This window comes from Myxococcus sp. MxC21-1, from assembly GCF_032612255.1.
Taxonomy (GTDB): domain Bacteria; phylum Myxococcota; class Myxococcia; order Myxococcales; family Myxococcaceae; genus Myxococcus; species Myxococcus virescens.
The window spans coordinates 7727348-7751090 of record NZ_CP123278.1; the positions used below are offsets into that span (position 1 = coordinate 7727348).

The 23743-nt window shown below is 68.3% G+C and carries 17 protein-coding genes and 2 pseudogenes; 11 read left to right on the plus strand and 8 right to left on the minus strand.

Annotated elements, in window-relative coordinates:
- Positions 1–303 precede the first annotated feature (303 nt).
- From QEG98_RS34455 to QEG98_RS34470, 4 genes are all read left to right on the plus strand, one after another.
- On the plus strand, positions 304–645 hold the full coding sequence (locus QEG98_RS34455; RefSeq protein WP_316564327.1) for a hypothetical protein: 342 nt from the start codon (positions 304–306) through the stop codon (positions 643–645).
- A complete protein-coding gene (locus tag QEG98_RS34460) occupies positions 564–1808 on the plus strand; it encodes a hypothetical protein (RefSeq protein WP_316564328.1) in 1245 nt (414 codons plus the stop codon). The genes QEG98_RS34455 and QEG98_RS34460 overlap by 82 nt, the downstream gene beginning before the upstream one ends.
- Complete coding sequence (locus QEG98_RS34465; protein WP_316564329.1) at positions 1805–3403, plus strand: hypothetical protein; 1599 nt, start codon at positions 1805–1807, stop codon at positions 3401–3403. Before QEG98_RS34460 ends, QEG98_RS34465 begins: the two co-directional genes overlap by 4 nt.
- Positions 3404–3580: 177 nt before the next feature.
- Complete coding sequence (locus tag QEG98_RS34470) at positions 3581–4864, plus strand: reverse transcriptase family protein (protein WP_316564330.1); 1284 nt, start codon at positions 3581–3583, stop codon at positions 4862–4864.
- A gap of 8 nt (positions 4865–4872) precedes the next feature.
- On the opposite strand, the gene QEG98_RS34475 is transcribed toward QEG98_RS34470, so the two are convergent.
- Positions 4873–5292 carry a GFA family protein gene (locus QEG98_RS34475; RefSeq protein WP_011556204.1) on the minus strand — a complete coding sequence of 140 codons (420 nt, stop codon included), beginning with the start codon at positions 5290–5292 and terminating at the stop codon, positions 4873–4875.
- A gap of 369 nt (positions 5293–5661) precedes the next feature.
- Between QEG98_RS34475 and QEG98_RS34480 the strand changes: the two genes are divergently transcribed.
- Positions 5662–6996 (plus strand): lysine 2,3-aminomutase, encoded by a 1335-nt coding sequence (locus tag QEG98_RS34480; protein WP_316564331.1) that lies wholly within the window; start codon positions 5662–5664, stop codon positions 6994–6996.
- Positions 6997–7449: 453 nt separating this feature from the next.
- On the opposite strand, the gene QEG98_RS34485 is transcribed toward QEG98_RS34480, so the two are convergent.
- From QEG98_RS34485 to QEG98_RS34505, 5 genes and pseudogenes are all read right to left on the minus strand, one after another.
- On the minus strand, positions 7450–7920 hold the full coding sequence (locus tag QEG98_RS34485) for an NUDIX hydrolase (RefSeq protein ID WP_316564332.1): 471 nt from the start codon (positions 7918–7920) through the stop codon (positions 7450–7452).
- A pseudogene (locus tag QEG98_RS34490) lies at positions 7917–8459 on the minus strand (DUF2380 domain-containing protein); the annotation flags it as partial. The gene QEG98_RS34485 and the pseudogene QEG98_RS34490, both read right to left, overlap by 4 nt.
- 15 nt (positions 8460–8474) lie before the next feature.
- A pseudogene (locus QEG98_RS34495) lies at positions 8475–9705 on the minus strand (IS3 family transposase).
- 49 nt (positions 9706–9754) lie between these two features.
- Entirely contained in the window at positions 9755–10228 is a 474-nt protein-coding gene (locus QEG98_RS34500; protein WP_316564333.1) for a hypothetical protein, read from the minus strand.
- A 304-nt stretch (positions 10229–10532) separates the two neighbouring features.
- On the minus strand, positions 10533–11801 hold the full coding sequence (locus QEG98_RS34505) for a hypothetical protein (RefSeq protein WP_316568012.1): 1269 nt from the start codon (positions 11799–11801) through the stop codon (positions 10533–10535).
- 93 nt (positions 11802–11894) lie between these two features.
- On the opposite strand from QEG98_RS34505, the gene QEG98_RS34510 reads away from it, so the two are divergent.
- Together QEG98_RS34510 and QEG98_RS34515 are read left to right on the plus strand one after the other, a co-directional pair.
- The gene (locus QEG98_RS34510) at positions 11895–12065 is read left to right on the plus strand and encodes a tyrosine-type recombinase/integrase (RefSeq protein ID WP_410477883.1); all 171 of its coding nucleotides are present in this window, start codon (positions 11895–11897) and stop codon (positions 12063–12065) included.
- 401 nt (positions 12066–12466) lie between these two features.
- Entirely contained in the window at positions 12467–12769 is a 303-nt protein-coding gene (locus QEG98_RS34515) for a DUF962 domain-containing protein (protein WP_316564334.1), read from the plus strand.
- A gap of 16 nt (positions 12770–12785) precedes the next feature.
- Here QEG98_RS34515 and QEG98_RS34520 read toward each other — a convergent pair whose 3' ends face one another.
- Entirely contained in the window at positions 12786–14021 is a 1236-nt protein-coding gene (locus QEG98_RS34520; RefSeq protein ID WP_316564335.1) for an FAD-dependent oxidoreductase, read from the minus strand.
- 541 nt (positions 14022–14562) lie between these two features.
- Between QEG98_RS34520 and QEG98_RS34525 the strand changes: the two genes are divergently transcribed.
- From QEG98_RS34525 to QEG98_RS34540, 4 genes are all read left to right on the plus strand, one after another.
- Positions 14563–16422 carry a bifunctional metallophosphatase/5'-nucleotidase gene (locus tag QEG98_RS34525; RefSeq protein ID WP_410477884.1) on the plus strand — a complete coding sequence of 620 codons (1860 nt, stop codon included), beginning with the start codon at positions 14563–14565 and terminating at the stop codon, positions 16420–16422.
- Positions 16423–16992: 570 nt separating this feature from the next.
- Entirely contained in the window at positions 16993–18582 is a 1590-nt protein-coding gene (locus QEG98_RS34530; RefSeq protein ID WP_316564337.1) for an invertase recombinase-like protein, read from the plus strand.
- Between the two features lie 170 nt (positions 18583–18752).
- On the plus strand, positions 18753–19106 hold the full coding sequence (locus QEG98_RS34535) for a hypothetical protein (RefSeq protein ID WP_316564338.1): 354 nt from the start codon (positions 18753–18755) through the stop codon (positions 19104–19106).
- Positions 19103–19726, plus strand: a complete 624-nt coding sequence (locus tag QEG98_RS34540) for a peptidoglycan-binding domain-containing protein (RefSeq protein ID WP_316564339.1) — start codon at positions 19103–19105, stop codon at positions 19724–19726. The genes QEG98_RS34535 and QEG98_RS34540 overlap by 4 nt, the downstream gene beginning before the upstream one ends.
- Here the strand turns inward: QEG98_RS34540 and QEG98_RS34545 are convergent.
- Complete coding sequence (locus QEG98_RS34545) at positions 19676–23743, minus strand: hypothetical protein (protein WP_316564340.1); 4068 nt, start codon at positions 23741–23743, stop codon at positions 19676–19678. The two genes, QEG98_RS34540 and QEG98_RS34545, sit on opposite strands and share 51 nt — an antisense overlap.

Consider the following 23743-nt stretch of genomic DNA (forward strand, 5'->3'; position numbering starts at 1 on the left):
TGCCGCCCTCGAGGAACTGGCACGCCGCCCCGCCTTCCGGTCCTTCACCTGGCTGTGGGGGCCCGCCCTTCACGCCAGGGACCGCGTCCGCTTCCGCCCCCTCATGCTGTCCTGCTTCTCGCCCGGCAGCGTCACCGCCGACGGGAAGTGGGGGAACCCCTGGCTCGGGGAGAATGCCTCCGCGCTGGAGGTCTGGCTCTTCGACGCGGACCGCGCCGACGACGTGGAGATGTTCCGCCGCCTCCTGGACTGGAAGCTCGCGGGCCTGCGCGCCCCCGGCAGACGGAGTTCTGGCGGACCGAGGTGGTGCGGCGTGTCCAGAAAGCGCCCACGCGCGCGGCGCGGCACACCGAGCTCGCCAAGATGGACATCGGCTGGGGCCGGCTGGACGAGCCCACCGCCCTGGCCCTGGACGCGCTGGACGCGGAGGCCGCCCGGCCCTTCATCCTGGAGCATCTGCCATGGAGAGGGCACCGCGAGCGCCAGCCCATGTGGAACACGCTGCGCGAGCGGGCCCAGGCGCGGGGGACGCGGCCCTGGCCTCCGCGCTCTACCGGCGATGCGTGGATGAGCCCACCTGGTGCCGTGATGCCCTGGCGCTCGCACGCACCGTCCAGTCCCCGGCCGAGCTGGTCGCCGCGCTGAAGGCGCACCACCCGGAGATGCCCATGCCCGGCGCGGCGCGGCTCTTCGTGGAGCTGGCGGAGGCGCGCGGACGTGACGTGGTGCCCTACCTCCTCGGCCACCTGCAAGCGGTGGCGCCTCGCTGGGGCGCGCTGGGACGAAAGGACGCGAAGGGCTTCCCGGAGCTGCTGGCGCTCGCGCGGGCGCGGGACTGGGACGATGTCTGGGGCGCGCTCCTGCGCACCTCGGCCATGGCGGAGACATATGACGCGGAGGTGCTGCGGCTGGTGCAGGACGACGCATCACTCCCGGCCCGGACTCGGCGCCGGCTGCTCCAACTGGCGGGCGCGGGCGGCGAATGGAATCTCCCCGGCCTGGGCCTGGCCCGGGTGCAGCCGCTGACGGACGCCACCGCCACCGCCCTGTACGCGCGCTTTCCGGAGCTGGTACGCGGCCCCTTCCGCATGCACGTCGCTTTGAGCTGGCACGCCGCGTACCCCAAGCTGGTGATGCGCGCGCTGGAAGCGCACGACGAGGACCTGCTGGACTACCTCGCCAGCCGCGCCGCCATGCACCTCCCGGCGACGGGGAGCGCGAAGGAGTGGGAGAAGGTGCTCAACGCGATGGCCGCGCACTACGAGGCCCTGCCGAAGGAGGGCGGCGTCTTCGCCCGCCGCGCCGCCAACGCGCTGGGCGCCCTGCCCGCCTATTCCATGTGGACCTTCGACGCGCTGATGGAGAAGAACCGGCTGGCGCGGCTGTTCTTCCTCCGCTCGGATGACTTCTACCTGGCCGAGCCCCGCGCCGTGCGCGACCTGCTGGAGGCGCCGCAGATTCACGTCCAGGCGCTGGCCTTCCGGCTGCTCGGCCGCGACTCCGCGAAGGCCCGCGAGGTGGCCGCGCAAAACCTGGACCTGCTCCAGGCCACCCTGCTGAGACCCCTGCACCGGCGCACGCGTCACGCCGCCTTCGACGCGCTGGCCAACGCCGCCGCCCACGGCGTGGAGGCCGCCCGCGTGCTGGTGCCGCGCGTGCGTGACGCCTTCGCGCTGCCGGACTCGCGCTATCCCAAGGAGTCGCTGATGGCGCTGCTGGCCCGCATGCTGGCGCGCTGGCCCGAGCTGCGAGACGCCACCGAAGTCCCCCACGTCTTCGGCCTGCCCGCGAAAGGAGACGGCGCGTGACGGCCTCCAGCTTCCTCTACGCCACGCCCTCCGTGTTCGAATCCACCCGGGAGCGCGCGCAGCTCAGCCTGTCCGCGGACGCGCACCGCCCCGTGCGTTTCCACGCGCGCGTGGCCCGGGACGTCCTGTCTCTCCGGATGGCGCTCCAGGCGCTCGGCGGGCTCATCTGGCAATCGGACGCGTGGAACGAGACGTGGGGCGGCGGGCTGCTGGACCCGCTCATCACCGTGCACCCCGACCGCGTCTTCTTCGAGGCCTTCACCCAGGACCAGAGCGCCTACGGGCTCGTCATCGTGGACCGCGGCCTCTTCGAGCCCGAGGGCGAGGTGCGCTGCGGCACCACCAACGTGGACTTCACCGCCTGGCTGTGGGCGGCGCTGGCCGAGATGCGCTCCACCCGGGAGACACACCTGCGCATCGGCCCGGAGGGACTCGACGTGCGCACCACCGGCGCGGGCGGTCGCTTCGAGCAGAAGGTGGACGTCCCGGAGCCCTGGGTGCGAGGCCTGCTCCAACTCCAGGGCGGCATGGCGATGCCCGGCACCCGCCTGACCGCGCGGCCGGTGGACCTGCTCGCCGCGGTGCGCTTCCTCAGCCACACCAAGGCCAAGGTGTCACCGCGCGCGCTGCGCTACGAACTCCACCCGGGCGAGGACGCGCGGCTGATGCTGGAGCCGTGGGAACACCCCGTGCCATTGAAGGGCGCGGCCCACGGGTACACGGCGCCTCGCATCATCCGGGCCTGGGGCCGCCGGCGGCTGCGGCTGCTGGAGCCGCTGCTGCCCTACGCGGAGCGGGTGGACATCTACCTGAAGGGCCGCGCGCTGCCGCACTTCTACGTCGCGCACCTGCCCGGCGGCGTGCGCTTCCTGCTGGGCCTGTCCGGGTGGACGGCGAATCATTGGACGAACACCGCGGGCATGGACCTGCTGCTGGAGCCGACGCGTGACAGCGCGCTGGCGGAGCGTGTGCTCGGCGTGCTGCGCGAGCGCTTTCATGCCTCGACCGAGGATGTGGCCACCGCCCTGGGCGTGGACACGGCGCGGGCCGCGGGCGCCCTGGCGGCGCAATGCACGGCCGGGCGCGCCATCTTCGACGTGGAGGCGCGGCGCTGGCGCCACCGCGAGCTGTTCGCCACGCCGGTGGACCTGGGCCGTCTGTACCCGCCTGACGCCCGCCGTGAGGAAGCGGAGCGCCTGGAGGCCGCGGGCGAGGTGGAGGTGACCTCCGCGGCGCCGCGAGAGAAGCGCAGCGTACGCACGCTGTCCACGCCGGAGGGGCCCGTCACGCGCGAGGTGGTTCACCGGGACTGGGTGGTCCATGGCCGCGCGGGCCCACAGTCGGGCGTCGAGCTGGTGATGAACGACGAGGACCGTCTCCTCTTCGGCCGGTGCGGCTGCGAGTACTTCAGCGAGCACCTGCTGAACCAGGGCCCCTGCGCACACCTGCTCGCGCTCAGCCGCCCGGCGCGAGCGCAGCGCCGCGAACTCCGCAGCTCCGAGCCCGCCTCCGCGGACGCGCTCGCGGCCCGGGCGGCGGAGGCGGACGCGCGGCGGCGGCCCACGGAGACGCTTGACCCGGGAGACGACGAATGACGATAACGGCAGGTGCTCTCGGGAGAGGCCAGGCTCGCAGATGAGCCATGAGTACCGCGGTGTTTCGCCGCGGGGGTGTTCTGTCCCCATCTCTTCGCCAGGGTCCCAGCGTACGCAACGCAGGGAGCCCCGGGTCCAACGCCTCGCAGGTCGTCCCCTGGCCTCTTCCGGAGCACCATGAGCTGGTTCGACACCCCCCTCTCCTGGCTCAAGGGGTTGTTCAGCCGTCCCGTGACGCGAAGCACCACCGGGCTGGACGTGCCGCTGGATGCCCACGGCCGTCCCCAGGACGTCGTGACGGAGACGGTCTCCACGTCGGGCCCCCTGAAGCCCGGGCACCTGCGACAGATCCACCGGGACGCGCGGCTGCTCCCCAAGGGCGTCCGCCGCTACACCCCGGGCCGGAAGAAGTGGATGGAGGCCGCCGAGGCCCGGCGGCTGTTCTCCGCCACGCTGCGCACGCGGAACCGGAACCTGAGGGACTTGCTGCCCGATGAGGCCCAGCTGGCGCGCTACGGCCTGCCGGTCTGGCGCACGGAGGAGGACGTGGCAGCGGCCCTGGGCGTCTCGGTGGGCGTGCTCCGCCACTACAGCATCCACCGTCCACGCGAGCGGGTGCGGCACTATGTGACCTTCGCCGTGCCCAAGCGCTCCGGCGGCGTCCGGCTGCTGCATGCGCCCAAGCGGCGCCTGAAGGCCCTGCAACGCCGGATGCTGGCGCTCCTGGTGTCGAAGCTCCCCGTGAGTCCACAGGCCCATGGCTTCGTGCCCGGCCGCTCCATCAAGACGGGCGCCGCGCCGCACGTGGGCCGGCGGGTGGTCCTGAAGCTGGACCTGAAGGACTTCTTCCCCTCCGTCACCTTCGCGCGGGTGCGAGGGCTGCTCATCGCCCTGGGCTATGGCTATCCCGTGGCGGCCACGCTCGCGGTGCTGATGACGGAGTCCGAGCGCCAGCCCGTGGAGCTGGAGGGCACCCTCTTCCACGTTCCAGTGGGCCCGCGCGTCTGCGTGCAGGGCGCCCCCACGAGCCCCGCCCTGTGCAACGCGGTGCTGCTGCGACTGGACCGGCGGCTGGCGGGACTGGCGCGTCGGTACGGCTACACGTACACGCGCTACGCGGATGACCTCACCTTCTCCGGCGACGACGTCACGGCGCTGGAGCGAGTCCGCGCGCTGGCCGCGCGGTACGTGCAGGAGGAAGGCTTCGAGGTCAACCGCGAGAAGACCCGCGTGCAACGCCGGGGCGGTGCCCAGCGCGTCACTGGCGTCACCGTGAATACGACGCTGGGCTTGTCACGCGAGGAGCGGCGGCGGCTCCGGGCAATGCTGCACCAGGAGGGGCGGTCGGAGGACAGCGAGGCACACCGCGCGCGCCTCGACGGCCTCCTGGCCTACGTGAAGATGCTCAACCCGGAGCAGGCGGAGCGGCTCGCGCGCCGGCGCAAGCCGCGCGGGACGTGAGCGAGGGCTCAGCTCCGGATGGGCCAGGGCCTGTCGCGCGTCCCGGCCTCCCAGTTGTCATGGCGGCCGTCCCAGTACACGACCTTCAGCTCACCGGGGTCGACGTCGTCCAGGCACTGGATATTGACGGACCGGAACTCTCCACCGAGCTCCTCGACGAACCCGGCGGAGAAGCAATGGATGCCGCAGTGCTTGCAGAACGAGCGGAAGTTCGGGCTCGAGCCCTTCCGGAACTCACCCAGGTGCTCCGCGCCCGCGGTGACGCGGAAGGCGCTCGGCTTCGGGTAGGCCTGCGTGCCGCCGACCTTGGTGCAGATGCTGCAATTGCAGCGGCTCACGGGCTCCGACAGATCCATCTCGGCCTCGAAACGCACCGCTCCGCAAAGACATCCTCCGGTGTACTGCTTCAGCTTGCTGTCCTTCGACATGACGGAATCTCCTCGAACGAGTGAAACGACGCCCATGACTTAGGCAGCCCGCATGACAGGGGTATGTCAGGTATCTTCCGGCCCGCTGCGGCGGCAGGGACTCCCCGGCCCGGAGCCTGGAGACAGCAGAATCCCCGGCCTTCGACACCTTGCGTCATGCCACTTCGGACGCAGAGTCACTGGAAATTGCAACTCAAGGTGGAATCCAGCCTGCCCGCTCGCCCCTGAGAGATGACACTTCGCCCCTCGGCGTGGTAACCGGACTCTCCCTCGTTGGTGGTCAAACGGTGTGCGCTCACGCCCGGCCACCAGCCAGGGTGGCCGCTGTGGACCTCGTGGCCGCCCTGACTACCGCAGGAGAAACGAGACATGAGCGTTATGTCAAACGCAGCACTGGCTCTGTCCACGGGTCGCCGGTACCGTGCCTACACCACGCGACACCTGGACGAGCTGACGACTCGGGCCGGGCTCTCAGCGGATGAACGGCTCGCGGTGCAAGCGGTGGCGCACGTGCTGCCCTTCCGGACCAACAGCTACGTCGTGGACGAGCTGATCGACTGGGCCGCCGCGCCCGCCGACCCCATCTACCGGCTCGTCTTCCCGCAGGCGGACATGCTGCCCACGGACGACGTGGCTCGCATGGCGGACCTGCTGAGCTCCGGTGCATCCCCCCTGGAGCTGAACGCGGCCGCCAACGAGATTCGCGCGCGGCTCAATCCGCACCCCGCCGGGCAGATGCAGCTCAACGTTCCCAAGCAGGCCAACGAAGAGCCCGTCCCGGGCCTCCAGCACAAGTACAAGGAGACGGTGCTCATCTTCCCCAAGCAGGGTCAGACGTGCCACGCCTACTGCACGTACTGCTTCCGCTGGGCGCAGTTCGTCGGGGACGCGGACCTGAAGTTCGCCTCGCGGGAAATCGAGCCGCTGGTGAACTACATCCGCGCGCACCCCGAGGTCACCAACGTGCTGTTCACCGGTGGCGACCCGATGATCATGACCGAGGCCGTGCTGGCCAAGTATATCGAGCCGCTGCTGGACATCGAGCACCTGGAGGCCATCCGCATCGGCACCAAGGCGCTGGCCTACTGGCCGCAGCGCTTCGTCACGGATTCGGACGCGGACGACATCCTGCGCCTGTTCGAGAAGGTGGTCGCCTCCGGCAAGAGCCTGGCCTTCATGGCGCATTTCTCTCATCCCAACGAGATGGTCCCCGAGATTGTCCAGGAGGCGGTGCGCCGCATCCGGAGCACCGGCGCGGTCATCCGCACCCAGGCGCCGCTCATCCGCACCATCAACGACACGCCGGGCACCTGGGAGAGCATGTGGCGCACGCACCTGCGCCACGGCATGGTGCCGTATTACATGTTCGTCGAGCGGGATACGGGTCCACAGGACTACTTCGCGGTACCGCTCGCCGAGGCCTACGACATCTTCCGCAACGCCTACCAGAGCGTGTCCGGACTGGCGCGCACGGTGCGCGGCCCGTCGATGTCCGCCACGCCCGGCAAGGTGTGCGTGGACGGTGTGGCGGAGATTGCCGGCGAGAAGGTCTTCGTCCTCCACTTCATCCAGGCGCGCGACCCGGAGCTCGTCGGCCGGCCCTTCTTCGCGAAGTACGACGAGAAGGCCTCCTGGCTGTTCGACCTCAAGCCCGCGATGGGCGCCACCCACTTCCCGTGGGAGGAGCCGTCCGCGCAGTCGTAGCCGCCACGCGGCGGGAGGCCCCAGTGGCTGGCCTCCCGCCCCGGGCGCATGCCCCTGGAAGCGGACGCGGAGGGTCCACGTCAGCGTCAGACGCTTGGAATCCGGAGGCATCCACCAGCGTCCGCGGGTTGGGAATCTGCGGCCAGGCGGTGCGTAGACCCAGCAGCGTCGCGCCCTCGCCTCGCATCCGCTCTGGAAACCCCAGATTCGACTCCCGTCAGGGCCCTCGACGTCCCGCCATGTTCCAGCGCGTTCCGCAGGGTCATGTGACGTACATGCAACATGGCGTGGGGCAGGCGGAGACGGTCTTCAACCCACGTAGAGAGGGCCGAGTTGCGATGGCTCGGCCCCTCTTGTTTCTACAGTTGAGGCCATGGAGTGTGGCCGGCGCGCTTGTGAGCCTGACAGGTATGCGGCGCCTCCCTCAGCGGATTGCGCAGCCGCCTCTGTTGGTCACGCGTCTTCATCGGGGAGGAGTGTCCTCAAAAGCTCGTCGTCGGGTCCGAGCGGACGCCAGCCAGGGGGAGGCGGATTGGCGAGGAGCGCATCGCCTGCCCGATCAACTTGTTTCTGGTGGGTTTCTGGGGTGTACCCAGTCCAACGGCCTAGAGCCTTGGCGACCTTGAATCGGTTCGCATCGTCCAATACGGCCGGCCACCCATCAGGAAGACTCTGGGACAACATGCGCACAAGGACGTCGCGAACAAAGCGTGTGACCTGCCTGCGCTGTTCCGCCTCGTAGAGCAAGGCACTTAGAACCTGCACCCCTGCAACATCCTCGCGCCCCAGCTCTTCGGCTAGCGCCACTAACGAAGCAGTGGGACGCTCGTTTGCGAAGGCGGTGATTGACTCGTACCCACGCTCGCGCACCCGTTCGTACAGGCGGGCCTTGATATCTCCCCGCCAAGCTTCTCCGTCGCTCATCGGCTTCTCCCGGTGACGAACTTCATCGGGACTCTGTACTCCTTCATGTTGTCCGCAACGATGGCCAGGATCTCGTTCCGGTTCAACATCCGACCTGCCTTGGCCTCGGCCGCGCTCAACGTGCGCATGATCATTCGGTTCCACTCGCCGGGCCACATGCGCCCCAGCTTCCAGTTCCCCCCACCGTGAATCGCCTCGTGGTGGGCCTGCTCCAAACGGACGCAGAAGTTGTCGATGTCCATGTCGCCCTTGAAGCCGCGCTGCTCGAACCACTCCCGGTGCTCTTTCGGCAGAACGTGGTGCTTCGGTGCGCTGGACATGCCCGCCCCAGCCCTGCCCGTCACCTGCATACCTCGCACTTCGGGGCTGTCCCCCAGCGCTTCACGCACGCCTTTGGGCAAGTCCTGGTGCGCTTGGACCATCATCACCTGCCCACCATGGATGCGAACCGCCGCGCTCACGGCTGGGAGGGAGAGGACACCCGCCTGCACCAGCCTGCGCATCATCTCTACCCACTCAGCCGAGACGACGAGCCAAGAGTGGAGTTGCCCCCGTCAAATCGGACAGCTCAGGCTTGGGAATTAGCAGTACGGAACTCGCGGGGTGACATCATCTTCAATCCTCGATGAGGGTGGCAGCGGTTGTAGTCGTCGAACCAGGCGGGCAGCTGGGCGAGGACGTGGGGAGCCGAGGGCAACTCATTGACGTACACGTAGTCACGCTTGAACGTCTTCACGAAAGCCTCGGCCATGCCGTTGCTTTCCGGGGAGTAGGCGGGCGTGGTGCATACCAGCAGGCCGAGGCTCCGGCCGAAATCGCGGGTGTCCGTGGCCGTGTAGACGGGCCCGTTGTCCGACAGCCACTCCACCGGGTGTGGCACCCTCGAGGTGCCCGGGCCGAAGCGGGCCTCCACCGTCTCGGCCATCAAATCCTGGATGGTGAGGCCGGTGGGGTGCTCGGCGGACGCACGGTACGCGATGAGCTCCCGGTCGCAGCAGTCGAGGCTGAATGCCACCTGGACGCGCTCGCCGTTCCAACAGCGGATTTCGAAGCCATCGCTGCACCAACGCAGGTTGGACTTCAACGTGATGATGGTGCCCTCATGGGTGCGTGTCGGCTTCCCCGTGTGCCTCTGCAGGAGGAGCTGGGCGTCGCGCATGAGGCGGTAGGCCCGCTTGTGGTTGACGGGCGATTTCCCCGCCGCCCGGCGCTGCCGGTTGAGGAGGGCACAGGCTCTGCGGTAGCCGTACGTGGCGCGCTCCTGAGCGACGGCCTTGAGTCCCTCCAGCACCTCGGCGTCAACATGGGCGTCTGGGTTGCGGGGCTCCCGAGGGCCCAGGGGCCGGTGCAGGGTGGAGCGGGCCACGCCGAGGGCCCGGGCCACCGCGCTCACAGAATGCCTCCCAGCTTGGACAAGGCCGCGGGCGACAGTAGTTTTTTTTCGCGGGCCAACTCCACCGCGTCCCGGAGCACTTCCGCCTCCTGCGTCTTCTTGCCCAAAAGCCGCTGGAGCTCACGCACCTGCGCCTTGAGCGCCTGCACCTCGGACTCGGGCACCACGGCCTCCCCGGCCTGCAGCCCGGATACGCCGCCCGCCTCCTTCAGATGCCGCCAGCGGAACAACTGGCTGGGGCTGATGCCGTACTTCCGTGCCACCAGGGACACGCTGCTGCCAGGCGCCTCACTCTCGGTCACCAGGCGCAGCTTCTCCGCCGCTGAGTACCGCCGACGGCGCTTGCCCTTCTCCGCCCCCTCCGGGGCTCCTTCTTGGGTCTTCTTCTCCATCGTCAGACTCGCTTTCTAGCCGAACGAGCCTGTCCGACTCTTCAGGGGGCTACACCAAAGAGCCCGCCATGACGCCCCCCGAACTCATCACGAGGCCCACGCTGAGCGTCGCGGGGGCTGCTGGGGGAGGCCGGGGGAGTGACATCTTCAGCGTGGAAATCAGGGCGAGTAGCTCCATCACCTGCGCCGCCACCATGACCTTGCCGCCCACCTCCATGGCCGAGCGCGCATCCCGACGAATCGTGTCGAACTCGTGAGTCAGCTCCCCCATCAGCACGGGCATCCCGGTCGCCGCCGCCTCTATCCGCTCCGAGTCCCCAGATGCGAGGTCCGCCAGCGTCGGAGTCACCTTGCTTTGAACTCGATGCAGGTCCGCGAACAGCTTCTCGGAGCCGCACATGGGGCAGTCGCGGAGCAAGGCATCAGCGAGTTGAAGGAAGTCCACCCACGTGGCCAGCAGCAGGGTTCCGAACATCGCGGCCTGGAGCCGGGGCCCCGTCATCTGAAGGAGGCTCAGCTCCATTCCTGAACCCCCGACCTCCGACGCCACTCCCGCCAGCGCCGTGGCACTCCCCAGCGTTCCTCGGAGCCACGTCAGTTGCTTCGAGCCATGGTCGAGATAGCGCGTAAACACCCCGTCGAGTCCCCGGCCACCGAGAGAGGAAGGACACGACGCAAGAAAAGTCGGGACGCGCGGGTTCTCGCCGCTCGGCAGTTCTACCCACGCGGGAAAGGTGACCACGCGCGGCGCGTAATGCAGCGTTCCACCAAGGCCAGAGGCATGCGCAACCGAAGCCGCCCCCGTGGCCACCACCAACAGCAGGGCGTTAGCGCGCATTGTCCACCCCCAGCCCCACCGCAGCGAAGGCCCCCGGTCGCAGCGTCCCATCCACCGTGGGGAACAGCAACGTGCCTCCCGTCCCCATCGCGTAGAGCTTCCCGTCCAGGAATCGCCAGCGCACTTCCGCCGCCCCCAGGTAGCGCGCCCCAGGCTGCCCCATGCCCACACCCAAGCCCTTCAACGCCACTTCCAGGCTGCGCTCGAAGAGCTGCACCGCCACGCGCCCGTCCACGTCGAAGCGCCCCCAGGAGAACGTCTCCGCGCCCAGCGACAGCTTCAGGTGCCTGTAGAGGCCTCCGTAGCTGACGGCGTCCCAGCCCACTTCAACCTCACCGAATGCGGAGTAGCCGTCCGGGAAACCAGCATCCGCGAGCGGCACGCCATCCGGGCCCGCAGCCTGGAAACGCGCCAACTCGTAGTCCGCCCCGAAGAAGCCTTGCCGGAAGCCGCCTTGCTGGCGTCGCGCCTCCAGCCGCAAACGCAGGTTGAGCTTCTCCTGGAGAACGTCCACCCCGGCCCCCACAACGGCGCCCCACGCGCCCCCATCCCCCGGACGGCCGCCCCACCCGGCAATCACGTGGACCTCGTAGTCAGGCCGCAACAACACCCCCGCCGTTGCGTCCAGATGCGCCAGCGTCACCGAGGCCGCGCGTCCACCTGCCCGTCCCCAGTCATGCACTGCGGACAGCGCGAGCGTGTAACGGCCCCGTTGCTTGGGCTGGCCGAAGAGGATGTGCTCCATGTCCAGGGCAAACTCCGCGCCCATCAGCCGCGCGCCCAGCACGTCCGAGGCAAAGGCTTCTGTGTAGAGCGGGCCAAACTCGCCGGTGAAGATGCCCCCTGCCGGGTGGTAGTCGGGATTCGTACGGTTGGAGTAGCGACGGACCAGATGCCCGGAGAGGAGTCGGTGTTCCTCCAGGGCGCCAAACCAGATGCCCATCGGCGCGTTGTCCGAGCCGAACTTGAGGCCACGGACGAGCTGCCCCCAGTCCGAGAGGGAGTCCCAGTCCTCCCGCCGCACAATCCCCGCGCTCTCGCCCCCACCCCACAGGCGAAAGCGCACGGGAGCGCCCACGTTGACGCCGAACTCGGGGCCCCCGTCGATGATGAAGGTGGGCTCCACCTGGATAAAGCCATCATCACCAGCGCCCGCACGACGGAGCAACGCAAACGTCGTCGCCTCCAGGCGCGTCAGGTAGTACCACCTGCGCGCGGGAGAGGCCGGAGGGGTGGACGGCACCTCTTCCTCGGGCAACGGAGGCTCCGAGGCCCATCCCGTCGTGGACAGCAACGACAGCAGCAGCGCGGCCAGACACCTTCGCTTCCTGTGCAGACACGCCTCCTGTGCGTGCCCCGGAATGAGGCACGAGAAACACACGTCTCCTGGCGAGAGGAAGGCATCACCGGCTGGCATGACCTGCGCCACACCTACGGGAGCCACCTCGCAATGAAGGTCGTTCCCCTGAAGATCATCCAAGAACTGATGGGGCGCGCCACCATCGACATGACGGAGTGGTAGCCCACCTCAATCCCGACACGCGTCGTCACGCGATGCGAGTGCTGGACCTCCCGCTTGCGCCCGCGTGCGACACAGGCGGAGGACGTGACCAACCATGCGTCATGACTGAGTTGAAAAGTGGTCCTGGCAGGCGTCGAACCCGCAGCGACGTGGGCTCAATATCCGACGGCAGCCGGGCGACGGCTGCGACGTCCTCGGACTTTGCCGTCACAATCTACTCGGCGTGAATGGGAACCTGGGCCCGGTTCGCGGCCTCGATGAGCGCCTTCCGCTCGGCGTCAGTCAAAGCGGTCATGCAGAGTTTGTGAATTCCAGCATCACACGCCCGTGACGCCTCCCTGGCCAGGCGAGCACGCACCCGGCACCTTCCTCCTGGGGCGCACGGTGCATACCGTGGCGTCATGCTCGGCGACCGTTCCTGGGAGGAGTGGATTTCGGAGTACTCAAAAAGCCACACCCATGCAGTCAACCGTCTGTGTCATAAGGTGGGCATTCCGATGATTGCGGCCTCGGTCCCCCTGGCCGCCGCATCCCCGTTCGTCCCTCGCCTCTGGAAGGTGCCCGCCGCCCTCTTCGTCGCCGGGTGGAGCTTCCAGTTCGTGGGCCATGCCTTCGAGCGCAAGCCCCCTGAGTTCCTCAAGGACTGGCGCTTCCTCTTCGTGGGCCTGCGGTGGTGGGCCGCGAAGGTGGCGGGCAAGGCTTGACGCCCGCCTGAATCGCTCAGGCCCTGGGAGGCGCCGCTGGCGTGCGCACGTGTTCGGGCCGTACGCCCATGCCCACCAGGCGCGCCGGAATGCGCCGCAGGAAGGGGACGTGCTGGACCAGCCACAGCGGCAAGGGAAGCGCGGTGGACGCCGCCGGGCCTCGCAGCGCGGGCCCGAGCACGCGATTCTGGATGAGGACCTGGGCCCGCTGGGTGACACGCGTGGGCCACTCCCGGCGCTCCTGGACGCGCCGCAGGTCCATGGGCGTCACGTGCCGGGCGAGCAGTGGCCCCGCGAGGATGTTGGCGGCGGCCACCGCGTCCTGCACCGCCAGGTTGATGCCGACCCCGCCCACCGGCGACATGGCATGCGCCGCGTCGCCAATGCAGAGCAGGCCCGCCTGGTACCAGGTGCGCAGCCGATCCACTCGCACGGTGAGCAGCTTCACGTCGTCCCACGTCGCCAGTTCGTGGGTCCGGTCCGCCAGAAAGGGCGCCATCCGGGCGAAGTCCTCGCGGAAGGCCGCCAGCCCGGCCTCGCGCAAGGCGTCGAAGCTGCCCTTCGCGATGACACGCCCGCACTGCCACGAGTCGCCCCGGTTGATGAGGACGAAAATCTGTCCCTTCTCGAAGCGGCCCATGGGGTCCTCTGGGTCTTCGGGCTTGCGCGAGACACGGAACCAGAGGACGTCCATGGGCGCGCCCAGGACCTCCACCTCCAGGCCGGCGCGCTGACGCACGACGGAGGTCCGGCCATCCGCCGCCACCACCAGCGACGCACGAACCTCCAATGAGCCCTCCGGCGTCCGGGCCTGGACGCCGACGACACACCCCTTCTCACGCAACACATCCGTCACTTCCGCACACCGGCGCAGGTGGAAGCCCGGGTACTCGGCGGCCTTCCGCGCGAGGAAGTCGAGCAGGTCCCACTGCGGCATGAACGCGATGTAACGCGCGCGCGTGGGCAGGTGAGAGAAGTCTCCGACGACCACGTCATGGGCACCGCGCTGGAAGCGCAACACCGGCGCCTTCTGATGCGGCAGGGCCAGGAGCTCATCCAGCCACCCCAGCTCGTGCATCAGCTCCAGGGTGGAGGGGTGGATGGTGTCGCCGCGGAAGTCACGCAGGAAGTCCGCGTGCTTCTCCAACACCGTCACCTCCACCCCCGCCCGCGCCAGCAACAAGCCCAGCATCATCCCCGCCGGGCCTCCTCCCACGACACAACACTGCGTGGTGCGCACCTCGTCGGCCATGTCAGTCCCCCGCCATGTCAGCCTCAGGCAGCAAGAGTCTACGAACGCCCCACCCGGAACGACCAGCCCCTCCAGGACCGAACGTCTCTCCCTGACAGCAGCGCGCTTCAAGGGGGCGCTTCTCGGCGCACCCAGAAACAATGTCATTTCAGGCGCGACATGACACGCCGACAAGTCGTCAGCCGGCTCCTACAGAGTGCCTGAAACAATGGCTAACAGAGTTCTATGAATCCGAATGGAATTCACGGACGCCGGCCGCTGGCGCGAACCCCAGTGCGTGTCCGCGTGAGTGGGGCGGCCCTGGCCTGAGGTGAGACATGGGGTGCCCGGCTCGTGTTCGACCGCTCCAAAGACGGCCTGCGTCAATTCTCACTCTGTGAGACTCCAACTCATCGAGCATGGCATTCTGCAACGTCGCGCTCCCGAATCCCGAGAATCACAGAGACACTGGCGGGACACACCGGGAATGACAGAGCCATGAGTTAGGGTCTCGCCCTGCTGGGAGATTCTTCCCGGCATTCAACTTTGCAGAGGTTTCCTGATGCGTTTTCCTGCCTGGGCGCGCGCGTTGCGCACGACTTCAATCTGCCTCGTGGGTGCCTGCTCGCTGTTGACGGCTTGCGATTCCAGCGAAGATCCAGGGCCCGGCAACGAGCCCCCACCCGACACCACCCCTCGTACGCTGACGCTGCTGCAGACGAGCGACCTGCACACGAACATCTTCCCGTGGGACTACTTCTCCGGGAAGCCCGACGCGAAGCGCGGCGTCGCCAAGGTGGCCACGCTCGTCAAGCAGGAGCGGGAGAAGAACCCGGACTGCACGCTGCTCGTCGACACGGGTGACACCATCCAGGGCTCGCCGCTGGGCACCTACTATGCCCTGGTGGACAACACGCCCCAGCATCCCATGGCCGCCGCCATGAACGAGATGGGCTATGCCGCCATGGCCCTGGGCAACCACGAGTTCAACTTCGGCCTGGACGTCCTCAACAAGTTCAAGAACGAGGTCAACTTCCCTCTGCTCGGAGCCAACGTGCGCAACAGCGCGGACGGCTCCGAGGCCTTCACGCCCTACGTCATCAAGACGGTGTGTGACGTGAAGGTCGGCATCCTCGGCCTGGTGACGCCTGGCGTGACGACGTGGGAGCGCGCGGAGAACATCGCCGGCCTGCGCTTCGATGACCCGCTGCAGACGGCGAAGGACTACGTGCCGCGGATGAAGGAAGCCGGCGCGGACGTGGTGGTGGTGGCCATCCACAGCGGTCCCGACCGGCAGCCGACCGGCAGCGCGAGCAACCCCGAGTCCTGGCTGGCCGACTACGCGGATGATTCGAAGTGGGCGGACCGAGGCAACCTCCCTGGAGAGAACCAGGCCGTCCAGATTGCCCAGCAGGTCCCCGGCGTGGATGTCCTCCTCACGGGCCACACGCACCAGCCCATTCCGAAGATGCTGCTGCGGAACGTGGACGGTAGCGAGGTCCTCCTCACGCAGCCCAACCGCTGGGGCAGCCACCTGGCCGACGTCCAGCTCCAGGTCACCTGGGATGGCGAGCGATGGGGCGTGAACACCCATGACGCCCAACTCCACGTCGTGGACGACACGGTGGCGGCGGATGCCGCCGTCACCCAGAGCACCCAGGTCCACCACGATACGACGGTCGCCTACGTGAACCAGAAGATTGGCACCACCACCGGCGTGTTCCCGGGCGGCTTCGCCGGGCGCTACGTGGACGGCCCGCTGGGGGACCTCATCAACATCGTGCAGGAGCAGGCCGCGCTCGAAGCCGGTTTCGCCGTGGACCTGTCCCTGGGCGCCATCTTCACCAACGATGTCTCGCTGCCCGAGGGAGACGTCACCCTGCGCGACGCCTACAGCGTCTACATCTACGACAACACGCTGTACGTCATGGAAATCAACGGCTCCATCCTCCGGCGCGCGGTGGAGATGAACGCCAACTACTTCACCACCATTGACCCGGCCAACCTGCCCCCGACGCCCGCGGAGGCGAAGGCCACCTCGCCCTCCATCGCGGACTACAACTGGGACCTCTACTCGCACATCGAATACGGCTATGACTTGACGAAGCCCGCGGGTTCGCGGACCACGCACCTGCGCTTCAAGGGCAATGAAGTCACCGACGACCAGGTCTTCATCGTCGCCATCAACAACTACCGCGCGGGTGGTGGTGGCGGGTACAGCATGTTCAAGGAAGGCCGCGTGCTGTGGACGTCCGCGGATGGCGTGCGGGACTACGTCGCGCGCTACCTGCAGGAGAACCAGGGGCTGTCGCCGGACGCGGTGAACACCTGCAACTTCACGCTCGGGCCCGACCTCTACACGCCGTACTACGCGGCCACGTTCGGCCCGGCGAAGTGCCTGACCGTGGAGACCGTGGAGTAGGCACACGCTGATTTCACGCGGGGCCGGGCGCACGCCGTGCAGGTGCGCCCGGTCTCCGGCGCGAAGCTCACTTACGCCGGGGCGGAGCGGGTGCCGCCTGCTCGCGACAGGACCTCTCCGCGCATGCCACGCCCTCGTCGACCCGTTGCATGACCAGATAGGCGAAGGTGAACCTGGTCAGCGATGCGGCGGACATCCACAAGGAGCTCCAGCCCATCCTGTGGAAACACGGCGTGAACATCGCGTGTCGCCGAAGCTGCTGAAGTCGCGCGCGCAGCCCGCTCGCGGTCGCGCGCACCTGGGTCTCCCGTTGCACCATGTGGGGCTTTCCGGGGAAGCACGCGCCCACGCAGCGCGGAATAACCAAGAAAGCATCGGACTCTCAGAATTCTTCCACGCCATGAGGCAGACACAGCGCCACCGTGGGGGCCGGCTCGGTCCCGCTTGCGGGAAGTGTGGTACGAGAAGCCAGTTCCCGCGAACCGGAGGATTGCTTTGACGTTGTTTCGAGTGTGTCTGACTTCGCTGCTGGTCTTCGTGGCCGCCTGCGGGGGGGATTCGGATCCCGTAGTGACTCCTGACGCCGGCCAGACGCGACCGGACGCGGGCGGCGAAACACCGGACGCGGGGGAGGAGACGCCTGACGCCGGTGAGGAAACGCCGGACGCGGGCGAGGAAGTCCCGGACGCCGGCAGCGAGACGCCCGACGCGGGTGAGGAAATCCCGGACGCCGGCAGCGAGACGCCCGACGCGGGTGAGGAAATCCCGGACGCCGGCAGCGAGACGCCCGACGCCGGGAGTGAGACACCTGACGCGGGTGTGGAGCCCGAGGTGAGCGTCATCGACAACTGGGGCTTCGAAGAGTGGCCCGGTGCGCTTCCGGAGATGTGGCTCGGGAGCAAGTCGAACATCACGTCGGACAGCGTGCAGAAGGTGACCACGAACGCCTACGAGGGCGTGAACGCGGTCCGCCTGACCAACACCTCGGGGACGCACCGGCGCTTCACCACCGGAGCGAAGTCGATGCCCGCGGGCCGTTACGCCTGCACCTTCCAGGCGCGGGGCACCGGCGAAGTTCGAAACGCCTTCTTCGACGACGACTACTCCAGCTATTCGTCCTACACGGCCGTCGACAGCGCGACGTGGACGCAGGTGGCGTACGGCTTCAACCTCGCCAACGACGTCTTCGACACCTTCGAGCTCATCTTCAGCATCCGCAACACCAGCGGCGAGCACCTGAGCATCGATGACGTGCGCTGCACGCGGGCCGCCGAGCCGTGTGACGCGGTCAGCTGCGAGTCCTGGGAGCGCTGCGTGAATGCCACCGCGACCTGCGAGCCGCTCGCCGGCCGGTGCAACGCCGCCGAGGACTGCAGCGAGTGGCAAGCCTGCGACGAGACGAACACGTGCGTGGTCGCCGCCGACCGCTGCACCCGCCACGCGGATTGCGCGGGGACGCCGGAGACGCCGGTCTGCGATACGGCCAGCCACCTCTGCGTCGAAGGCGACCCTTGCGCCGGCGTCGTGTGCAACCACCCGGCGACGAGCTGCAACCCCACGAGCGGCGTGTGTGAGCTGTCCGCGGGAGCCTGCTTCACCACGTACGACTGCGTGGGTGAGCTGCCGGCCTGCGACACGGCGACCGGACGCTGCGTGTCCGCCGACCACCCCGCGAACATCATCCTCAACGGTGGATTCGAAAGCTGGAGCACCACCTACATCCCCTACCACGGCAACCATCTCATCCCGGACTACTGGTACGGGCTCGACAACGGCGTCGCCGACCCGGGCACGGAGATCAGGCCGTCGCGACTCGTGCGCTATACGACGGCGGTGCATGGCGGTTCGTCGGCGCTGCAGTTCGTGGTCCCCATCCAGGTCGCCGAGCGCTTCACGCTCGAGAAGTTCAACATCCCGAGCGGCAACTACTCCTGCTCGTACCGGGTGCGGGGCCACGGCACCATCCGGCATCGCAGCTACTCGAGCGCCGGCTGGAGCCCGGCCACCGACTTCCTCACCGTCGACAGCGACGAGTGGCAGCCGGTGTTCTTCCGTGTCACGGGCAACGTGCGTGACTGGCGCCTGTTCTTCTATCCGAGCCGCAGCGAAGCCGACCGCGACCACCTCCAGGTCGACGACGTCGTCTGCACGAAGGACTAGCGAGCCGCGGCGAAGGACCGCGGGCCTCCAAGCCCGCGGTCCGCCTCGCCCCCCCTGGTGCCCTCGAGAGGGCGACCTGCCTCGCGCCGCGCAGCACCGGCCCTCCCCCGCGGCGGCACATCCATCCGACCTATGGATACTCCGGGCAGCGCATGGGTATCCTCTCTTCCATGACGCTCGTCATCCGCCAGGCGCAGTTGGCAACCTTCGGAGAGGCTTCTCTCCATCGGTTCGAATCGCGGCTCTGCGACCTTGTGCGCCAGCACTGGCGGGAGACGTGCGAGGCGATGTCGCCGTCCGACCTCCACAAATTCGTAGAGGAAGGCATCGCGCGCGGCCGGACCTACGGCCTCACCTCTGAGAGAGACCTCGCGCGCTTCGTCAACGTCCAGTTCGCGCTCGGCGTCGGGTTCGACACCAATCCCCGCTATGCTTGGGCCGCCGACGTGCTCAAGGCCTCTGGCGTCCCCGCGTCCACACGCGTTGACCAACTCTGCGAGCTCACCGCCGGGGCCCTGCGATGAGCACTCGAGAGAACTTTTCCCGCCTCCAAGCCCAGACGCAGTCCTTCCCGGACCGCCCCGTGGACTCGGCGGTGGAGCCCTGCCCTCTCCAACAAAAGGTGCGAATCCGCCTGGTGGTGCGGAATCACGACTTTGGCGTGTACACCCACAAGAAGTACCGGCTGACCATCGACTCGGTATCCGTTGACGGAAACACGGGCGACCGCGGCATGGTCGACCAGCTGGTCCCCAAGGAGGCGCGCAAGGCGGCCCTCAAGGTGTGGCTCACCGAAGGGCTCCCGCCGCGTACGTGGAACCTGGAGCTGGGCAAGCTCAAGCCCCCGTCCACCGTCCAAGGCGTACAGGCACGATTGAGCAACCTCGGGTTCGAACAGGGCCCCGTTGACGGCGACGCGGGCGCCGAAACGCGGCAGGCCCTCATGGCCTTCCAAGCGGACTTCGGCCTTGAGCCCAGTGGCGAGATTGACGACGGCACCCGGTCGCGCATCGACGCCGTCTACCGGTCGCGCCAGGAGGCGCCCTCACTCGAGGGCATCTGGCGTCCGAAACCAGGCAAGCGATTCAAGCGCTCAAAGGATCGCACGGCGAATCCGCCGGTTCCCGGTGTCCGCGATAAATAGGCTGCGCCCGGCCTGGTCCACCGCCAGGCCGCGAGGCCCATCCAGCTGAGCGGCCCCCGGCAGACCGCCGTCACCCGCGAAGCCGGCTGCGCCCGTGCCCACCAGCGTGGTGATGATGCCTTCCTCCACCTTGCGCACACGCGCTTGCGGCGTGCATGTGATGTAGACCACGCCCGCGCCATCCACGGCGAGCCCCTGCGGGGTGTCGAGCATCGCCGCGTTCGCCGCGGCACCGTCCCCCGCATTGCCCTGCACGCCCGTGCCCGCCAGCGTGTTCATCGTGAAGGTGTCCGTGGTGTCGTCATACTCAATCATGCGGACACGGTGGTCGCCGACGGTTGCCACGTAGACGTTGCGCGAGTTGTCGACTGCGACAGCGACCGGTCTGTGGAGCGATGCCGCGGCGGGCGCCCCACCATCGCCCGCGAACGCCGCGTTGCCGTCACCCGCGAAGGTAGTGATTGTCCCGGTAGCGATGGAGAGCGCGCGGATGCAGTTGTTGCCTTCGTCGCAGATGTACAGCACGTCGCCCTTGAAGTCATAGGCCACGTCAGTGGGGGTGTCGAGCTGCGCGAGCAGGGCGTCACCATTGTCACCGCCGAACCCCTGGGTCCCATTGCCCGCGACGAGCGAGATGTTGCTGGACCTGAGGTCGACGCGGCGCACGCGGTGATTCCCGCTGTCCGCCACGTAGAGGACATGGTTGTCGCGGTCGTAAGACAGCCCGCCCGGAGTGTCCAACTGCGCCGCCGCAGCGGGATGATTCGCGTCGCCCGCGTGCGCGTTGTTGCCGTCACCCGCACACGTGTGGATGTCGACCGCGCCGTCCACCCTCCGGACGCGGTGATTGACGGAGTCCGCGATGAAGACGTCCTCACGCCCACAGGCAACCGCCAGCGGGGTGTCGAGTTCGGCACCGCTGGCATCAAAGTCGTCGCCATCAAACCCTTGCGTGCCGTTCCCCGCGAACGCGTCGATGGTGCCAGCGGCCACCGTGACCTTGCGAACCCGGTGGTGCCCCCTGTCGACGATGTAGACATCGCCCGTGGAGTCGACCGCGACGGCACAGACGGTGTTGAACGTCGCCGCGGTGGCGAGCCCGCCGTCGCCCCCGTTACCGTTGGCGCCGGTCCCCGCGAACGTACTGATCGTGCCGTCCGCCTCGTTCACTCTCCGCACGCGGCGGTTGCCCCGGTCAGCGATGTACACGTTGCCCGCGGAGTCGACCGCCACGCCACAAGGGGCGTTGAGCTGGGCTGAGTCCGCATCTGCGCCGTCCCCCAAGAATCCTTGCGTCCCATCGCCAGCGAAGGCCGTGATGAGTCCCGCCGAAACCAGGCGCACGCAGTGGTTTCCTGTATCCGCGATGTAGAGCCCACCACGCGCGTCCACCGCCAGCGCGGTCGGCGCGTTCAGTGTCGCGGCGGCAGGTGGGCCGCCGTCGCCCGTATTGCCCGCGACACCCGTGCCCGCGAAGGTCCGGATCTTCCCCGTCTTCAGGTTGACGCAGCGGATACGGTGGTTGCCTGTATCCGCGATGTAAAGCAGGTTGTCTGCCACCGCGAGCGCCAGGCCGCTGGGGGCGTTGAGAAGGGCCGCGGTGGCGAGATCCCTGTCGCCCCCGTAGCCCGGGGCTCCAGTCCCCGCGATGGTGGTGATGATTCCCGTGGACAGGTTGACTTCGCGGACCCGGTGCGACGCCGAATCCGCGATGAAGAGGCGGTTGCGTGATGGGTCCACCGCGAGGCCCGCCGGCGTGCGGAGCCGGGCGTTCGTGGCCAGCGCGTCAGAGTCCCCCAAGTACCCCTGGTTGCCGTCTCCGGCGAACGCGCGGATGCCCCCCGAAGCGTCGATGACGCGCACACGGTGATGTCCGGGGTCCGAGACGTACACGTTCCAATCCGCGTCGTACTCCAGGTGCGTTGGCGTGTTGAACTGCGCGGCGGCCGCCTGTCCTGCGTCGCCCACGTCGCCGTTCACGCCCGTGCCCGCGAAGGTCGAGACAGACGCCGGGAACATGCCGAAGAAGTAGTGGATGGAGAGCGAGCAAGGCCCGTTCGGACAGACGCGCGGGTGACGATGGCACCCAATCTGCGGGGCACCGCAAGCACCGGCGAACGCGACGCGGGCGGCCGCCACGGCGGCGCGCGCGACCTCCGCCAGCGCCGGGCTGGGCGTGCCACAAATGGCGGCCACGGCGGCGATGCGTGGCAGGAGCTTGGCGTTCACGTTGTCGATGATCATCGCGGGTGCGAACGCCCGTGGGTTGATGGGAATCGCGGGTGCCAGCGCGGCGGCCGCCGCGATTGCCACGCGGACGTCAGCACGGATGGCCGCCATCGCGGCCACCGCGGTAGCCGCTGCCTCCGCCGGCCCTTGTGAGAAATTGCCACCCGGCTGACCAATTCGCGCCTGGGACGCGGCGCACACGGCCGCGGTCACCGCCGTCTTGATTTCCGCGGCGGTCGGCACGTTGGCCCCGTTGCGCGCGTGGGCCGCGAGAACGACGCGCATCGCGAAGTCGGTGGGGATGGCGTCGTGTACCAGCTCGATGGTGTCGGCGTGCGCCGCACAGCCGTGCGCCTGCGCCGCCGCCTCTTTCGCCTGGCTCGGCAGCGTCGGAATGTTCAACGGGTCGCTCAGCATGTCCGCAATCACGATTTCGACGAAGTTCGTGACCTCCTGGGCGCACTTCGCGGCGGCGTGCATCACGCAATGGACGACCGCGGCGGCCAGGGCCTGAACATTGGGATGCGACGCGACGGTCGCCGTCGCCACGACGGTCGCCAGGGCCCCCGTGAGCGAGGCATGCGTGGCCGCCAATCCCGCCATGTCGGCCGCCCGCTGCGCGAGCGTGCGCGGAGGCACCTGCGCCACGGGGGCAAGCATGGCGTTGGCCACGAGCGGAATGTTGCTCTCGATTGCCGCCTGGTATGCCGCGCCTACCGCGACCTGGGCCCTCGTGCCCAGCACGTTCTGGTAGACATCGATTTCCGCTGCGGCCGTGGCGAGGAGCGACACGGCCGCGCCGTTGATCTCCTCCGGCGTATTGGCGACGTCCGCGTAGCACGGCCCACGGGCCGCGCCCGGCCACAGGATGCCCACGTTGCCCCGAGGCCCCGCGTACTTCGCTGCGAACTCCGCCCCCCCGGTGTCCATCCGGTGGTCGTCGTCCCACTCGCGGCTCTCGTACGCCGTCACGCCATCGTCGATGTTCGGGTGGCCGAACGCATTGCCCCAGCCGAACGAATAGACAATCAGGTACTCCGCCGCGCGATTGGGACGCGGAACGTACGGGGGATGGCCCACGGGCGAACCGTGGTGTCCAGCGACGAGTCCCACGCACTGCTGGTCCACTCCGTGGCGGAAGACCCGCTGATTGGCCATGTGGGGTAATTGCTCGAACGTCGCATCTCCCGTGAGCAGCATGTATTGCCCAGCCACCCCGGGGTTCTCGATCCGCAGCGCGAGCCCCACGTTGTTCGGGTCTCTGCCCGAGCACTTGATGACTTGGAAGTGAGAATGCGTGGACCTGCGCATGACCGGGGCATTGCGCCAGTCCTCGTCGGGCCACTTGTGGATGGTGCACCCGGCACCATCGAGCGTCTGCTCCAGCGCGTCCGCGGTCATGCTCTTCTGGATGGCGGCGCGCCAGGCGATGTTCGACCGTTCTTGCGCTGGCGCCAGGATGTGAAGGTTGTTGATGGCATTCGCGTTCGACAGCTCGAGCAGCGCGCGGTAGTGGTCCTCGTCCCAGTGCGACTGGATCACGCGGGAGTAGGCGACGTCGACGCAGTACGTGGGCGCTGGGTGGGGATAGGTGAACTGACTACCGCTCATCCCGCCCCCCAGGTCGTAGTAGATGAACGGGCGCCAGTTGTCGTTGAAGACGACGTTGCAGTTGCCCTGGCCCACATCGACGACCACCACGAAGCGCGGTCTGGTTGCTGCCCCGACGGGGAACCAGTGCTGGAGCAGGGCGTCGGCGGTCCCTTGATTGAGATTGATGAGCGGCAC

Excerpts from the sequence above, each read along its gene's own strand:
- QEG98_RS34525 (WP_410477884.1), top strand. The coding sequence starts at position 14,563 with ATGCGTTTTCCTGCCTGGGCGCGCGCGTTGCGCACGACTTCAATCTGC.
- QEG98_RS34480 (WP_316564331.1), top strand. The coding sequence starts at position 5,662 with ATGAGCGTTATGTCAAACGCAGCACTGGCTCTGTCCACGGGTCGCCGG.
- QEG98_RS34535 (WP_316564338.1), top strand. The coding sequence starts at position 18,753 with ATGACGCTCGTCATCCGCCAGGCGCAGTTGGCAACCTTCGGAGAGGCT.
- QEG98_RS34500 (WP_316564333.1), bottom strand. The coding sequence starts at position 10,228 with ATGGAGCTGAGCCTCCTTCAGATGACGGGGCCCCGGCTCCAGGCCGCG.
- QEG98_RS34485 (WP_316564332.1), bottom strand. The coding sequence starts at position 7,920 with ATGAGCGACGGAGAAGCTTGGCGGGGAGATATCAAGGCCCGCCTGTAC.
- QEG98_RS34515 (WP_316564334.1), top strand. The coding sequence starts at position 12,467 with ATGCTCGGCGACCGTTCCTGGGAGGAGTGGATTTCGGAGTACTCAAAA.
- QEG98_RS34540 (WP_316564339.1), top strand. The coding sequence starts at position 19,103 with ATGAGCACTCGAGAGAACTTTTCCCGCCTCCAAGCCCAGACGCAGTCC.
- QEG98_RS34470 (WP_316564330.1), top strand. The coding sequence starts at position 3,581 with ATGAGCTGGTTCGACACCCCCCTCTCCTGGCTCAAGGGGTTGTTCAGC.
- QEG98_RS34520 (WP_316564335.1), bottom strand. The coding sequence starts at position 14,021 with ATGGCCGACGAGGTGCGCACCACGCAGTGTTGTGTCGTGGGAGGAGGC.
- QEG98_RS34475 (WP_011556204.1), bottom strand. The coding sequence starts at position 5,292 with ATGTCGAAGGACAGCAAGCTGAAGCAGTACACCGGAGGATGTCTTTGC.